We start from the raw sequence: 16,511 nt of genomic DNA, 5'->3' as shown, positions 1-16,511 counted from the left end.
CAATAAAAAACCCACCGAAGTGGGTAATTATATTCTTATATTTTGTCAATTTGCTTTTTAAAAGCTATTGCTGTAAAAACACCAATTAAAGCTCCAAGTGCATTTGCTAAAACATCAGTCACATCAGCTGCTCTCGTGATTGTAAAAACACCTTGCAGTATTTCGATTGTAATTCCGAAAAAAACAGAAAATATAAACGAAATAAAATAGGCCTTAAAATCATCCGGTGCTTTTCCTTTAAGCTCCTTTTTGAAGAACAAAATCCAAGAAATTGTAAATCCAAAATGAAAACAAAAATGTACAATTTTATCTATACTTGGGAAATTTACGGCAGGAATATTACTTGCATCTGTCAAACAAAAATAAGTGATTATACCTGAGCATAAAATTGCCCAAATTAACAGCAGTTGTTTAGGCACCAATAAGTTCTTTATAAGCTTCGTCAGATAGTAAAGTATCTATTTCTGATGCATCAGCAATTTTTATTTTAATCATCCATCCAGCTCCGTAAGGATCAGAGTTTACTGTTTCTGGAGCACTTTCTAGGCTTTCATTAAAAGCAATAATTTCTCCTGTTAAAGGCAAAAATAAATCCGAAACAGTTTTTACAGCTTCAACGGTTCCAAAAACCTCATCTTTATCAAGTGTTTGATCTAAAGTTTCTACTTCAACATACACGATATCTCCTAATTCTTTTTGTGCAAAATGAGTAATTCCTACAGTTGCAACATCTCCTTCGATGCTAACCCATTCGTGATCTTTTGTGTACTTTAAATTTGCTGGTATGCTCATAATAGTATGTTTGAAATTGATAATTGAATTTTTAAGCCACAAATGTAACAATCTTCTAATGAAATCTAGTTTAGAAACTAAAAATTAATTTCCAAAATTATATCGAAGCGTGAATCCTGATCTAATATTTGTTAACGGAAACGACGTTGAAATTACTGCTTTTGAAAATGAATGATCGTAATAGAATATAGCAGTCAAGTTTTTGCTGAATGCATAATCTGCTGTCAGTTTTAATGACCAAATATTTTGACCTGCTGCCAATTGATTGTTGTCATAATCTAAATAGCGCACTAATGTTTCATTATTTCTAAAAGAAAAATCAGCTTTTATATTGATGTCACTTTTGATAATTCCTGTTGGATTATCTGCTAATCTAGAAGAGAAAATAACATCTTTAAAACGATATCCCATACCAACAACATATTCAATTCCCTTAACTTCTGTCAACAAATTATTATCAAAACTCATTGATAATGCTCTGTCTTTTTTGATTTCAGTAAGCAGACGCAATGAACTCTTCAACTCAAAATCTACTCGGATAAGCGGGCTAAACTGCTCAACCAAATTGACATTAGACATAATTGTTTTGTTGTAAAAATTGGTATTTATATCTTGTCCGCCTGGGTTTTCATTATAATCAAAATTTGACCTAAACTGATTTATAGTATAAGATGCTCTGTAATTATGCTGTAATGAAAAACGTTTAAACTTATCTTTAAAATATTTGTAGCGCATCAAACCGTTGTATTTTATACTCCAGTTTGGAATTGGGAAACTTCTAAAAATATCTGTTGAACTGCTTGATGCATTTCCTCCAGAATATGCCGCCAAAAATGATGGCAATAAAACCGCCTGATTGCTTTTTGTAAAACCAATAGGATATCCTTGATTGGCAGTATACAAAGCATAATTAGCATCTGTTTCTGCCGGAATAGGATTATTGGCATCCCCATATCTCGGAATCACACTGCCTGCGCCGTAACGCTCCTCAGCCAAACGATTTGCAATAACTAAACGATTATTTCTAAAATCGTCAAAAGCGGCAGATTGTGTTTCATTACTAGTTGCAAAAGAAGTTTTTATCAATACTGTTGAAATAGAAAACATTCCATAAGTATAAGGTGACAAAGGCATATATTCTCCATTAACAACACTATATTGCTCAGATGAATTTTCAGAATATGCGCGATCCATTGTTAAATCAATTTTTAAATCTGGCAATAAGTCTATATTAGCTGTTACTTTTAAAAGCTTATTGGTTACCTGAGTAAAATTTTGATTGAAATTATCATAATTCGTTAACCAGCCATTTTTTGCTGCTTCGTAACGAACATCATCTTGACTTCCAAAAACAAATCCTAATGATGGTTTTGAAGTTCCTAAGAAACCAACGCTTGGTGTATAACCTGGTAAAACAGTTCCGCTATTTTTAGTATAATTAACCTGAATATTTTTTACACTTGTCAAAATTCCAATCATACTATCATAAAAAGGACTACTGCTGGCAACCGGTTTGGCTGTATTAACAATTTTCTCACCTGGTTTCGGAGGTGTTGCTGGTTTTGCTTTTGCTGCTTTAGCGCCTGGAGTCAAACCTAAATACTTGTACAACATATTCATATTAAATGTTGTTGTCAATGTATTTGAATTTGCGTTTTGAATCGTATTTCCTAAATTATATGAAGTCCCGTCCTCATCAACAAATTCAGATAAAGCAGTCGAAGATCTTTGCCAGCTGTAATCTGCCGTATACGAATAACTCGCTTTTACAAAACTTAAAACGGGAATTTTATTGATTGGCAGATCCCAATTCACAATAAACTGCTGCAAGTGCTGATTTGGTGTTCCTATGTCAAAATAATTATCCCAAATATTAAAATCTTCTTTAGGCGTATTATCTTCATTCAAATAATTTTTTACAATATTATTTGATGCTGCAGTATAATTTATTTTTACAGATTTTGTCAAATTATAACCAAATCCGTATTGATAATTAAACGCAAAATTTCTTCTGTAAAGAGGATCAAGACCAATTCCCTCAACCTCAACTTGTCTGTATTGCTGACGGTTGCTTTGTCTTAAAATATTAGTATTAAAAGTAATATTAGAAGGCAAATAATTAAAATTAAAATCACTTAAGAGCTTCCAATAATCACTTTTCTTCATGAATTTGGTCTGTTTAAAAGGAACAACTTCTTTAGGCTGAAAAGTGTATGCATAATTCACAGCCGAATTCGACTGCTGATCCTGATAATCTTCTACTTCATAATCATGACGATCTACTTGGTTGTAGGACTGCGAGAATGTAAAGTTTTCGACATCATAAACGTGTGGTTTTTGTTCTGGTGCTCTATCTTTTCTAACTCCTATAAGATTAACACTTGTACGTTTTGTATAATCTACAGCACGAGTCCTGATATTATCTTTTTCTGCTTCATCAGTGGTTTCTCTAAGCAACTGATCTAATTTTATATCTTGATTAAAAGGATCGTATTCTGGTGTAATTACTTCTTCACCAATTGCATAATTAAATGGCAAATTAATTCCCCATTTGCGTGGCAATAATTTTCCTAAATTTAAATTCGTTACAATATTATATTGCTGAATATCTTCACGGTCTCTTTCGTTTGCTCCTTGTTCTAAAGATCCAAAACCAATCGTACTTTTTTTACCCGTTGCAGAAACAGTTGCAAAATCGGCCATATTGGTATCAACATTTAATAATGCCGCCATTCCGCCTTTATTATCTAAATCAGACATACGAAGCTCGTTAAACCAAACTTCTCCTTTAATATCTTTATGATCTGCCCTGCTCTTTACTCCGACCATTAAATTTCGAACCAAACCAAAATTTGGATTTCCTTTTATACCTAATCTTAATTTACTGTCACCGTCTCCACCATTTAAACTTAAATCGTCATCAGGATAATATACGCCATTAATATCTCGCTTATCTGAATTGATGTCAATACTCATTGCCTTAATTTTCATTTTGGTCAATAACTCAAGTGCCAAATCGATATTATTATCATCCAGCCAAACCTGATCAGGACTTATAGTACAAGATCCGCCGGCACCGGTAACTTTTAACGGAATTTCGACTTGATAATAGTTTTGTGTGAAGTCATTACCAAAACGAATAAAACCAACCATTTCATCATCTAACAAAGTGCTTTCGTTTGGAAGAGATTCTGCGTGCAAAAACATTTTAAGTTTCTTGTATTGACGCATATCAACACTTACATTTTTAAATACTGCTCTAGAATCTTGGTACTGCAATCCAGCTCCTCCAACTCGAACTGCTAGAGATTGCTCATTTTGATTGATAATTGTATTATTATTGTACAATTGCTCTCGCTGCACTCCAGGAGGAATCACATAATTTACCGGGCATTTTGTACTGTTTTCTTGAATATTAACTGCAGCAACATCAAATTCAACTCCGTCATCATCTGGATTTGTATCATTAGCATCAAGAGTACCTGTATATCTTCTCCATTCTCCTCTTACTAAATCTAAAGCTCCAAAACGAACCGTCATTTGATCATTAAAACCAGTCATAAACATACGCATGAAACGGATTGATCTAAAATCAGTAATATTCCCGATTGTATTTTGTGGCTGCGAAACAGGAATTTTAAACTGAATCCATCTTGCAGTTGTTGTCCCGCCGTTTGGCAATTCAACATTGCTAACTTCACGAATATCAGTAATATAATTTTGTCCAACCTGCATTCCAGGTCTAACATCAACACTATATTCATAATATGCGTTAATCGTATTCATTGTATTGTCACGATTAATATCTTCAACGTCAGGCAAAGTTGTTGCCCCTCTATTCGGATCATCAACACTTACGGCTGAGTTCCCTTCAACACCATTATATTGCTTGTAGCGGTCTAAAACTCCTCCATCTGTATTCAAATAATACTTATAATCATCAGCTGCTGGATCTGCTTCTCCTGCGTAATTGGTATAGATAGAACCCTCTCTTGCGCTTGGCAAACCGTCAAGACCAACATCTTGGCTTTTACGATTGTCTGTATTGGTATCAAATGCATAAATTAAAGATTGAGATGCCGGAACATCTCCCCAAAGCGGTTGTGGGTTTACCAATACCTGATCTGGACCTAAACCATTTTCATATTGTTTTCTTCCGTCTTTTAATACGTCTTCAGAAATCTCACCTAAATTGAAGTAAATTTTACCTGTGTTATTCGTTGATGCTTCTCCATTTCCAACGTAAGGATCAAGTACCCAAAACTGAATATACTCTACATTTCCTTGTTCAAAATTAGTAGAGTTTAGAGAACGCATAATTCCTCCAAAATTGGAAGTAGCCGGACTTGTACCAAAACTTGGATTGTTATTATAAGGCCCTCTATCAGCCGGGAAATAAGTTAAATCAAGCGTATTAATGACTTGAATTTGGCCTTGAGCAATATCTGTATTTGGATAAAGTTCTTTACTGTAAACCCTTCTTGTTGTATTTAATGACAGATCATCATTTGAAATACCGGAAGGTTTTGAAGAGTAAAAAATTGGATCAATCGTATACCATGCCAATTTTGCACGTTTATAGCCGTACTCTAAAGTATTGGAGTTGGCATTAAAAGTATTGTCATTTATTGAATTCAAAAATGGTGTAGAGGCTAAACTCCAAGCATAAGCTGATCGCATATCGATTGTAGATTGTGAGCCTTCGAAATCATCAACATAAATAGTAGCTTCGCCCTCAAAATCGCTTGCTTTTGGCGCATCTGGTTTTAAGAATGCAATTTCTCCGCGTACCGAAAGATTTGATGGAACATCAGTATCAATATTCGGAAGTTTATTTACTAATCTCGTAAAGAAAGGAACCTCTGTTGCGTAATTTCCATTAAAACCAAAAATCGTGTTGTTTACAGATTCTTGTCCGTAACTTGATTTTTGTGTAAAAGGTCTTTCGGTCATTTTTAAATATGTACCGCCAATAACAAATTTTTCTGAAATTTTATGTTCAATATTAAAACCCATGAATCTTCGAGTCTGTTGCCCGAAAATAGAATTGTTTTCTAAAGAAACTTCAATTGGTGTATTCGAAGCCTGAAGCGAAGGATCTAAAATCTGCACACGGCCCAACTGATAATCGACACTGTAATCGATTCCTTCAACTAAAACCCGACCTGCCGCAGTTACCACAACAGAACCTTGCGGTACATTAAATGCTCCGATAGGAATACCATTATTTCCTGAAGATTTGTATTTTCCTCTCAATAAAAATTTATTTTTATCACTGTCCTGCAAAGCTCCAGATTGAGTATTTCTATACATGTTTCTAAATACATATTTCTGCTGGTTTGCATTATAAGTATTTGGATCATTATACGTTTCTCCAGAACCTGAATTTTGTAATTTTTTAAACAATAATTCCCCAAAAGGTTCTTTAGTTGTAAAAATGATACGCCCGTTTTGTACATCAACTGTTATACCTGGAAGGTAATCAAAGAAACCATCTCCGCCTGTCTGTGGATCGTTGTTGTAGTTTAATCGGTCTAAGTTGAATACATTTAATAATGGAGTTTGATCTACTTTATTATCTGCTGTAGGATTGGCCGGAAATGTCGTTCCTGAAACTGGCGTAATATAATTTATAGGCGAAGGATCTGTATAAAGAATATTTAATCTAAAATCGTCTTGTTTAATTTGATAAGCTTGTGGAATTTGATACACGTTTTTCATCATCAAATTCCAAACTGGATTTTGTACGTTGGTCAAATTGCTTTTAAGCATTTTCAAGATCAAACTCTGAGAAATAATCGCCTGATTTGCATTATTGTTTCCCGTAACAACTGTAGCGTCAACTCCATCACTACCAAATTCTCCTACTTGGTAAACCTGACCTCCAACAGTGTATTCAAAAGCAACGGCTAAAATTTCATCATTTGCCAAACGCTGCTGTAAAGAGATATATCCTAATTGTGAATTAAAAGTATATTCGTTCGAAGTTAATTTTCGTGCATTTTCTAAAACTGAATAATCTGTTCCTTCACTTACATTCGTATTATTAAAACCTGATTTAGCAGTTACAATTTCTCTAATATTCGAATTTAAATACGAACCCGCCTGTCCAATTGCAGCAGGATTGTATTTATTATTATCGTTATCTGTTGGAGAATCTGGAGCATTATTAAAGAAACCAGCTGAAGAACTGATAACCACAACTTCATTATCTGTAACTCCTGTAATCTGTCCCTCACCTAAATCTTGAAGGGCAATAATATTTCGCAAGTTATTACTTGTTGTGCTAACTCTGTTTTGTTTGTTGGTTACCCAAACTTCTAATCTTGTTATCTGTACACGGCTATCAATAAATGGATAGTTTTTTAAAGAAGCATCATATTTATTTCTAAAATACTGAGATAAGAAAAAGTGTCTGTCATTGTCATAGTCTAAAGCATACAAATCAAAATTTTGAACTGTTCCGCCACCTTCTGCAACTATACTCTTTGTTTGAGATTTTTGTTCCGAAAAAACACCGGTTACAGTAGTTTTGCCAAATTGAAGTTTTGTCTTAACTCCAAATAAACTTTGTGCTCCACGAATAAGAGTACTGTTTAAAGGCATGCTTACATTACCAACTTCTACGTTTTGAACAATATCATCTTCTGAAGGCGTATAGGCAAGTTTAAATAAGTTTTGAAAAGCAAATGTAGACTGAGTGTCATAATTAGCATTTACCGCTAATCGAGTACCTACTTTACCCATTAAACTCATACTGATTCGCTGATCAAAGTCAAATGTAAGGCTTGATCTGTTTCGAGGTGAGAATGAAGGATTATCTTGTTTAGTGTAACGAACACCTAAATCCATTTCAACTGATCCTGTAGGCTTTACATCGATAGTATTACTTCCAAAGATACTTTCAAAAAGACTTGAATTGACATAATATCGAGGGAGCAGATCTTTTTTTGCAGCTTCACTTCCTGTCTTTTTACCGTCAATAGCATCAGATTTTTTTCTAAAATAATCTCTTCTAGATTCCTTCAAAACTAAATCTTCGTACTCTCTGGGAGTTAAAACAAGAGGATAATTGATATTGAAGCCATCAACTGAATTGGTATAAATATAACGGTCTGTAACCGGATCATATTTATAACCTGAAAGTACGCTTGGTGGATCTTTCAACTCTACTTTTCCTGTAGAAAACTGAGTTTTAGTTGTATCTTGAACTGCTGGATTTACTTGCGATCGCAAAACATTACCGCAAAATAAAACCAGTAAAAAAATACAAATTTTACGCATACAATTCGTTTATGTTAGTTGAGTTACAAGCTTTTTAAAGCTTTTTTTATGATTGCTTCTACTGTAGCTTCCGGATCCTCTTTTACAATCTTTTCTACTACTTTTTCTGAAGTTTTTCGAACAAAACCTAAAACTTCCAAAGCAGATAACGCTTCATCTCGATTTGTATTGTTTTGAACTACTGAAACTTCGTCTAAATCGTATAACTTTAACACTTTTTCCTTCAAATCAAGTATAACTCTCTGTGCTGTTTTGTTTCCAATACCTTTGATAGATTGTATCACGCCAACATCTCCAGAGGCAATAGCATTGATAATTTGTCTTGGCTCTATTGAAGATAACATCGTACGCGCGATATTGGCTCCAATACCCGAAACTGAAAGCAGCATTCTAAATATTTCGCGTTCCGATTTTTCGACAAAACCAAATAAAGTATGCGCATCTTCTTTAATTAGAAGATGCGTATACAATTTTATAAAGTCAGCATTAGGAAGTAATGAAAAAGTGTGTAATGATATATTTACATGATATCCCACACCTCCGCAATCAATTACAACTTCTGTAGGATTCTTTTCAACTAATTTTCCCTGCAAATGTGCTATCATAGTATAATTTATAGTAATCAAATATAATAAAAATAAGACAATATTATTCGATCCTTATTATATCGACTATTTAGCTAATTTATTCTTTTTATTTTCTTTCTCCTGAGCATCAATAACTGCGATTGCAGCCATATTTACCATCTCTTCAACACTTGCGCCTAATTGGAAAATATGCACTGGTTTACCCATACCCATCATGATAGGACCTATAGAATTTACCTTGTACAATTCTTTCAATAATTTATATGTAATATTTGCTGATTCTAAGTTAGGGAAAACCAAAGTATTTACTTTTTTACCTGCTAATTTAGAGAAAGGGAATTTTTCTTGAAGCATCTCTGGATTTAATGCAAAGTCAGCTTGAATTTCTCCATCAACAATCATATCAGGATAATTTTTATGCAAATATGCAACTGCATCTCTTACTTTTGAAGCATTTTGATGTGTTGATGATCCGAAATTTGAATATGAAACCATCGCAATAACAGGCTCAATTCCAAACATTTTAGCTGTTTTAGCAGTCATGATCGCAATATTCACCAAGTCTTCTGAAGATGGATTGATATTTATAGCAGTATCCGATAAAAACATTGGTCCTCTTGAAGTCAGCATCATATTTGCTGTTGCAACAAGAGAAGCTCCTTGTGCTTTATCAATTAACTGCAACATTGGTTTTACTACGGTAGGGTAACTTCTTGTATGACCTGTTACCAAAGCATCTGCTTCACCTTCGTTTACCATCATTGCTGCGAAATAATTTCTTTCACGCATGTATTTTTGAGCGTCGAGTAAAGAAACGCCTCTTCTTTCTCTTGTTTCCCAATATGAAGTAGCAAATCTATTTCTTCTTGCCTCTTCTTCAGTAGTTTTAGGATCAATGATTTCAATTTCGGCATCAAAACCTAGTTCAGCTTTAAGCTCTAGAATTACGTCTTTATTTCCTAATAGAATTGGAAAACCGATACCATCTTCATAAACAATTTGAGCTGCTTTTAAAACGTTTAATTGGTCTGCTTCTGCAAAAACAATTCGTTTAGGATCTAATTTAGCACGATTTGTAATCAAACGCACCATTTTGTTATCATTACCCATACGTTCGCGAAGCGCATCTTCATATGCGGCCCAGTCAGTAATAGGATTTTTAGCAACTCCAGATTCCATCGCTGCTTTTGCAACAGCCGGCGCTACTACAGTAATTAATCTTGGATCAAATGGTTTCGGGATAATATAATCTCTTCCGAAACCTAATTTTGTTGCACCATAAGCTACGTTAACTTGTTCTGGAACTGGCTCTTTTGCTAAAATAGCTAAAGCTTTTACAGCTGCCATTTTCATGTCTTCGTTAATTTTAGTCGCTCTAACATCTAAAGCTCCTCTAAAAATATAAGGAAAACCTAAAACGTTATTTACCTGATTAGGAAAATCTGAACGTCCTGTAGCCATAATAACGTCTTTACGAGTTTCTGTAGCTAAATTATAATCGATTTCCGGATTTGGATTTGCCATTGCAAAAACAATCGGATTATCTTTCATTCCCAATAACATTTCAGGAGACAAAATATCTCCTGAAGAAAGTCCGATAAAGACATCTGCATCTTTTACAGCTTCAGCTAACTCAATTTTAGGACCATCGACAGCATATTTTAATTGTAATTCTGATAGTGAAGGATTATCTTTTGTTAAAAGTCCTTTACTGTTATACATTAAAATATTCTCCACTTTTACACCTAATAAAACATACAAATCAGTACAAGCTATTGCAGCCGAACCTGCGCCAGAAACTACCATTTTTACGTCTTCAGCTTTTTTTCCTGCTAATTCAAGTGCATTAATCAATGCTGCAGATGAAATGATTGCAGTACCATGCTGATCATCGTGCATTACCGGAATATCTAATTCTTCAACCAGTCTTCTTTCAATTTCAAAAGATTCTGGCGCTTTAATATCTTCTAGATTTATTCCTCCAAAAGTTGGGGCAATATTTTTTACGGTCTGAATAAATTCTTCTATATCTTTTGTTCCGATTTCGATATCAAAAACATCGATATCAGAGAAAATTTTAAACAACAAACCTTTTCCTTCCATAACTGGTTTAGAAGCTTCTGGGCCAATATCCCCAAGTCCTAAAACAGCTGTACCGTTTGATATAACGGCAACTAAATTTCCTTTTGCTGTATATTTATAAACGTCATCGACGTTTGCTGCAATTTCTAAACATGGCTCAGCAACACCTGGCGAATAAGCCAAAGATAAATCTCTTTGGGTTGCATATTTTTTTGTTGGAACTACCTGAATTTTTCCTGGAGTTGGCTCTGAATGGTACAGTAACGCGTCTCTTCTTTTACTCTCTTTGTTCATTATTTTTTAGCTTTTATTCTAGCTTACAAAGATATAAGTCTTGGTTTAAAAAGGCGTCTTTTTATGGCTTTCTTTTCTTAAAATAAAATATTTAGCGGTCAAAAAAAAATAGTCCACTGTTATTTGGACTATTTTTAAAAGTATATTTTTAAGAACTATTTTACTGCGAAATATAAGAGTTTAAATGATTTATGGTATCTTTTTGAATTTCTATAATTGCTTTTACAACATCGCTGATCGAGATTATTCCAACAACAGTTCCATCTTCTAAAACTGGTAAATGTCGGATTCTCTTTGTACTCATCAGCTCCATACAATCTTCGATATTGTTTGAAAGGTTTACTGAAAAAACGTTACTTTCCATAATTTCATGTACAAAAGTCTCTTTTGATGACTTGTCTTTTAAAACGATTTTTCGAGCATAATCTCTTTCAGACAATATTCCTTTTAAGTCGGTTCCATCAATCACGAGGATAGCCCCAATGTTTTTTTCTCCCATTACTTTCAACGCTTCATATACGGTTGTTGTTGAAAGCACCGAATAAACATTTTTCCCTTTTGCGTTTAGTATTTGATTTACAGTCATATCTGAAAAATTTTAGAACTATAAAGTTAAAAAAGAAATGTATATAAATTACAGCGAAATCGATTTTTTAAAAGTTAATTAATTCATTTTAAACATAATACATGAAATTTAAAAAAATCAAAATTTTCTCATAAATAAAGGAATGATTTAGAGGTTTTTTTTGTGAATAAATCATCAATTTTGATTATAAACACTTTTACAAAAAAGCCTTTTCTAAATTTAGAAAAGGCTTTTTTATGCTTTAGATCTATTTTACATATTCGTAATAATAAATTCACTTCTTCTGTTTTGCTGATGCTCTTTCTCTGTGCATTTTACACCATCGGCACATTTATTTACTAATCGTGTTTCTCCATAACCCTTCGCGTTTAATCGGTTTGCATCAATTCCTTTCTGAACCAGCCATTCTTTAGTTGATTGTGCTCTTTTATCTGAAAGAATTTGATTATTTGAAGCCGATTGACGACTGTCTGTATGCGAACGAATATCAAGTTTTATATTTGGATATTGATTTAAAACATCTACTAATTTCAGCAATTGAGGTTCAGATGTTTTTTTGATAGTTGCTTTGCCTAGATCAAAAAAGTTCATTGGAATATGAAGTAATTTAGCCAAATCTGTTCCAACTTTTATAGAACCAAATTTCACCGGCGCTATCGTTACTTTTTTAACATTTATTACTTTAGCGGTCATTGGCACAAAATTCTTTTCAATAGAAATTGGCAAAACTGTTTTTCCTGTTTCTCTCTTGATTGCTATTGAAATTTGTTTTACTCCGTAATCATCTTTAGCGGTTCTTATTGCATATTTTTTACCGCATTTTACCTTCGGAAACAAATAATTTCCATTTCCATCTGACAAAACATTTAAAACTAAATTGAAATTTTCATCAAACAAAGTTAGAGATGTATTTGCTATTGCTTCTTTTGATTCAGCATCAGTTACAGTTCCCATCAAGTCTTGTTCACAAATTAATCTTCTGGTTTCTGTAAAGCGATAAATATCATCTAAACCGTGACCGCTTTCTCTATTAGAAGAAAAAAATCCGTTTCTGTTTTTACTGTCAATAGTAAATCCAAAATCATCTTGCTTGCTATTTATTGGCTCGCCTACGTTCTGTATATCATCTAAAGTGCCGTCGTTGTTTATTTTTGAAACAAAAATATCAAGCCCGCCCAATCCTGGACGCCCGTCAGTTGCAAAATAAAGTTCGTTATCTCCTGAAATAAAAGGAAAAGTTTCTCTTCCTTCAGTATTAATTGAAGGGCCTAAATTCTTTGGTTCTCCAAAACTGCCATCTTCATTTATAGTTACTTTATATAAATCAGACTGCCCTAAAGTTCCTGGCATATCTGACGCAAAATACAATGTTTTTTCATCCAGACTTAACGCAGGATGGGCCGTACTGTATTGATCGCTGTTAAACGGAAGCTCTTTTATATTTATCCATTCGTCTTCAACCAATTCTGCTTTGTATAATTTTAAAAGCGTTACTTTATTTTCGCTTCTTCCTCTTTTTCCATCAATAAAATTATTTCGTGTAAAATACATTGTTCTGCCATCTTTTGTAAAAACAGGAGTTGACTCGTTGAATTTTGTATTTTCTTTTTTCTGAAAAAGTTCTGGATTCCCAACACTTCCGTCAGGCATTAATGCAGCCTTGTATAATTTTGAAAACGATTTATTTGTCCATTTAAAATTGTTTTTTGCCACTCCGCCAGTATCTCTAGCCGAAGTAAAAACTATTTTGTTATCATAAACAACGCTTCCGTAATCTGAATAAGGAGAATTAACTCCGGCATCGGCAACTTCAAATCGACCAGAATTTGATTTTATTTCTTCTAAATAATTTTTATCATTTCGTACTAAAGCTGCTCTTTTTTCTAAACCTGCTTTTTGATTGAATTTCTCTAAAACCTCATCTGCCTTGCGATAGTTTCCTGCTGATTTTAAACATTGGGCATATCGGTATAAATATTCAGATTCTTGGTTTTCATTTATTAAAAACAATTCATCATACCATTTTACAGCTTCAGTTAATTCTCCAATAAAGTAATATGAATTTCCTAATCGCTGTACAATTTTCTCATCCTTTACACCTTTTTTTACAATGTTTTCATAAGCTTTTATAGCATCCGCGTAAGCGTATTCATCATATTTTTTATCTGCGTAATTTGTATTAATTGTTTGAGCGTTTGTTTTGAAAAAAACACATAGAAACAAAACGGCATAGCTTAAATTTTTAATTCTCATAGTAGTTTAATTAGAAGAATCTTGGGGATGTCATTTTATTATAATTATTAAAAAACTCGAAACGAAGGAAAATTTCATGCGATCCAGAATTGTATTTTCTTAAATTCGTTGTTTCGTGATCATAACCGTATCCTAGATACAAACCGTCTGAAATTTGAAATCCTGCCATAGCACTTAATGAAGCACTCCAGCGATAAGCAACACCAAGCGTAAACTTGTCATAAAACATAAAATTGCCCGAAACGTCAATCTGTAAAGGAGCGCCTTGAACCATTTTTGTCAACAATGCTGGTTTGAATTTAACATCATAATTGATATCAAAAACGTAACCCGCCATAAAATAATAGTTTATTTTTTCTTTGAAAATAGCCGTATCATTGTCATCGTAACGATTTGTTTCGATAAAATTAGGAATAGATAATCCTAAATAAGCTTTGTCTGAATGCCAATAAACTCCTGCTCCAACATTTGGTGTAATTCTATTTTTTAAATTTTGAAATTGAGGATCATCTTGATTTTCATAACTTAATTTACTCACATCAAGATTAAAAATATTTGCAGAAGCTTTTATTCCGAAAGAGAGTTTAAAAGTTTCAGAAGTTGGAATACTATATGATAAATCTGCCGATAAATTATTCTCGTTAGTGGGTCCGATTTTATCGTTTACTAAAGAGACACCCAATCCTAATTTACTATTATTTAAAGGCGTATTGATTGAAAAAGTACTGGTTTCTGGTGCTCCATCAAGCCCAATCCATTGTGTACGGTATAACCCAAAAACACTTAATACACCTCGTGAACCCGCATAAGCAGGATTGACTGAAATTGTATTATACATGTATTGAGAATACTGAGCATCTTGCTGCGCTGAACACACAACCGAAAAAAACATAAAAACTAAAATTAATCTCTTCATTTAATAAGCTTTAAAAACGGTCTAGTTGAAACTAAACCGTCTATCATTTTTTTATTTATTGATATAAACGTAACCGGACATTTCATGCTGATTTGAATCACTATCTCTATATTTAAGGATATAGAAATACGTTCCAACCGGAAGTCCGTCTGATTGTTTTACGGTTGCTCGTCCTGCTGAGATTCCCACAAAAACTCGATCTTCATTATTATAATGATCAATATCAAATACCAGAACTCCCCAACGGTTATAAATTTCAACCGTATTGTCAGGATAACATTCCAATCCTTGAATGTAGAATCTTGCGTTTTTAGAATCTCCATTTGGAGAGAAAGAATTCATGACTTTTATCTGACAGCCGTTTAAGTTCAATACCGTTGGATTATCTCCTCCGTTACTTGCATCATCAGATTTATCATCAACAGTAATTCCTTTTTCACTTGAACCAGATACAGTCGCCTGATTGCTTACACTGCCTCGATTAATATCATCTTGAGTTATTTTATATTGAGCTGTAAAGGTATTTTCATCTGATTCGCCCGGCTCTAAAGTAATTGGCTGTCCAGAAACTACAACTCCTGGCAAAGGATCAGAAATCTTAATATTTTTTAATGGAACGTTACCGGTATTTGTTACTTTAAATTTATATGTAATAGTCTCTCCTGCATTTGCAAATCCACTTGCATTTTCGTCATTAAAAACAGCAGTTTTTATAATGGCAATATTAGGAACCTCAACAAATACATTTAATGTTGCTGTACTGCAAATAGATGAATTTGCTTTTTCACAAACTTGGTATGTTAATGCATAATTTCCTCCAGGTGTATTTGGTTTAACATTTACAGTTCCGTCTGAATTAAATTCAAAATACGGACTTTGTGGAGTATTAGCAATTACAACATTTGCTGGATTAATTGGCAATCCATTTAAAACATCATTCGCTAAAACATTAATAAACTCAAGTTCTCCGTTAATTCCATCTACATTTGCTCCCAAATCATCTTTTGTAATAATCACTGTTGGCAGAGAAGCTACAGTGTTGACTACGGTAACTTTTACAATTGCCTGACTGCAATTTGACGAATTTGAAGCATCGCAGATTTGGTATGTTAACTGGTAAATTCCTGATGCTGTTCCTGATTTCACATCAACCGAACCGTTGGCATTCAAAATCAAGTTAGCATTTGGAACAACAGTACTTAAAACAGCATTTGCTGGATTTATAGAAACTCCGTTTAAAGTATCATTATCATATATATTTAATGATGTACTTATTCCTTTATTAGTGTCTATTGGCCCTGCAGTATCATTATTTGCTTTGATTGCAAAAGTTGGTCTTGCATTACATTGTGGCGTTGCTGTCGGGTAATTTACGGCAACATTTACAGTAGGGTTTAATGAAAATTCCATCGTAACTCCTGTTCTGGTATTTTCAAATCCGTCAGCACCTTCAATCCATTGGCCATTTGTCAATAACCATCCTGGCCAATCAACACCAGTACCATTTCCATCAACAATTGCACCTGGCCATAAAATAGTACCATTTAGTGGTAAATTGGTCTGAGTTGCAACTACATTATTTGCACTGTCGATCCATTTTACTGTTAATAAATTATTTGGTGTAAAATTATCCGGTGTAACGGTGTATGATACATACGGAACATTATTTGAGCAGTAACTTGTTGCAGTTACAGTCATTATAGGTGCGGTTACAGTT

Annotated in this window: 9 protein-coding genes; all 9 read right to left on the bottom strand. The window is 33.6% G+C overall.

The features are described from left to right. Nucleotides 1–35: 35 nt before the first annotated feature. Nucleotides 36–356, bottom strand: a complete 321-nt coding sequence (locus IR010_RS19320) for a VanZ family protein (protein WP_228515204.1) — start codon at nt 354–356, stop codon at nt 36–38. Between the two features lie 55 nt (nt 357–411). Then, entirely contained in the window at nt 412–792 is a 381-nt protein-coding gene (gene gcvH, locus IR010_RS19315; RefSeq protein ID WP_029273148.1) for a glycine cleavage system protein GcvH, read from the bottom strand. 84 nt (nt 793–876) lie between these two features. Then, nucleotides 877–8,076: a cell surface protein SprA gene (sprA, locus tag IR010_RS19310; RefSeq protein ID WP_194606012.1), complete on the bottom strand. Its 7,200-nt coding sequence runs from the start codon at nt 8,074–8,076 to the stop codon at nt 877–879. Between the two features lie 23 nt (nt 8,077–8,099). Further along, the gene (ruvA, locus tag IR010_RS19305) at nt 8,100–8,681 is read right to left on the bottom strand and encodes a Holliday junction branch migration protein RuvA (protein ID WP_029273146.1); all 582 of its coding nucleotides are present in this window, start codon (nt 8,679–8,681) and stop codon (nt 8,100–8,102) included. Between the two features lie 66 nt (nt 8,682–8,747). Further along, the gene (locus IR010_RS19300; RefSeq protein ID WP_194606010.1) at nt 8,748–11,039 is read right to left on the bottom strand and encodes an NADP-dependent malic enzyme; all 2,292 of its coding nucleotides are present in this window, start codon (nt 11,037–11,039) and stop codon (nt 8,748–8,750) included. A 160-nt stretch (nt 11,040–11,199) separates the two neighbouring features. Continuing rightward, entirely contained in the window at nt 11,200–11,625 is a 426-nt protein-coding gene (locus IR010_RS19295) for a CBS domain-containing protein (protein ID WP_029273144.1), read from the bottom strand. Nucleotides 11,626–11,877: 252 nt separating this feature from the next. Further along, on the bottom strand, nt 11,878–13,878 hold the full coding sequence (locus tag IR010_RS19290; protein WP_194606008.1) for an OmpA family protein: 2,001 nt from the start codon (nt 13,876–13,878) through the stop codon (nt 11,878–11,880). 10 nt (nt 13,879–13,888) lie between these two features. Beyond that, nucleotides 13,889–14,794, bottom strand: coding sequence for a type IX secretion system membrane protein PorP/SprF (locus IR010_RS19285; protein WP_194606006.1), 906 nt, complete (start codon nt 14,792–14,794; stop codon nt 13,889–13,891). A 51-nt stretch (nt 14,795–14,845) separates the two neighbouring features. Further along, on the bottom strand, nt 14,846–16,511 hold a 1,666-nt coding region (locus tag IR010_RS19280), incomplete at its 5' end, for a gliding motility-associated C-terminal domain-containing protein (RefSeq protein WP_194606004.1).

The organism is Flavobacterium sp. MR2016-29 (assembly GCF_015350695.1).
In the GTDB taxonomy this organism is placed as follows: domain Bacteria; phylum Bacteroidota; class Bacteroidia; order Flavobacteriales; family Flavobacteriaceae; genus Flavobacterium.
This window is presented reverse-complemented; position numbering and strand designations above follow the sequence as displayed.

Excerpts from the sequence above, each read along its gene's own strand:
- IR010_RS19300 (WP_194606010.1), bottom strand. The coding sequence starts at position 11,039 with ATGAACAAAGAGAGTAAAAGAAGAGACGCGTTACTGTACCATTCAGAG.
- sprA (WP_194606012.1), bottom strand. The coding sequence starts at position 8,076 with ATGCGTAAAATTTGTATTTTTTTACTGGTTTTATTTTGCGGTAATGTT.
- gcvH (WP_029273148.1), bottom strand. The coding sequence starts at position 792 with ATGAGCATACCAGCAAATTTAAAGTACACAAAAGATCACGAATGGGTT.
- ruvA (WP_029273146.1), bottom strand. The coding sequence starts at position 8,681 with ATGATAGCACATTTGCAGGGAAAATTAGTTGAAAAGAATCCTACAGAA.
- IR010_RS19295 (WP_029273144.1), bottom strand. The coding sequence starts at position 11,625 with ATGACTGTAAATCAAATACTAAACGCAAAAGGGAAAAATGTTTATTCG.
- IR010_RS19285 (WP_194606006.1), bottom strand. The coding sequence starts at position 14,794 with ATGAAGAGATTAATTTTAGTTTTTATGTTTTTTTCGGTTGTGTGTTCA.
- IR010_RS19290 (WP_194606008.1), bottom strand. The coding sequence starts at position 13,878 with ATGAGAATTAAAAATTTAAGCTATGCCGTTTTGTTTCTATGTGTTTTT.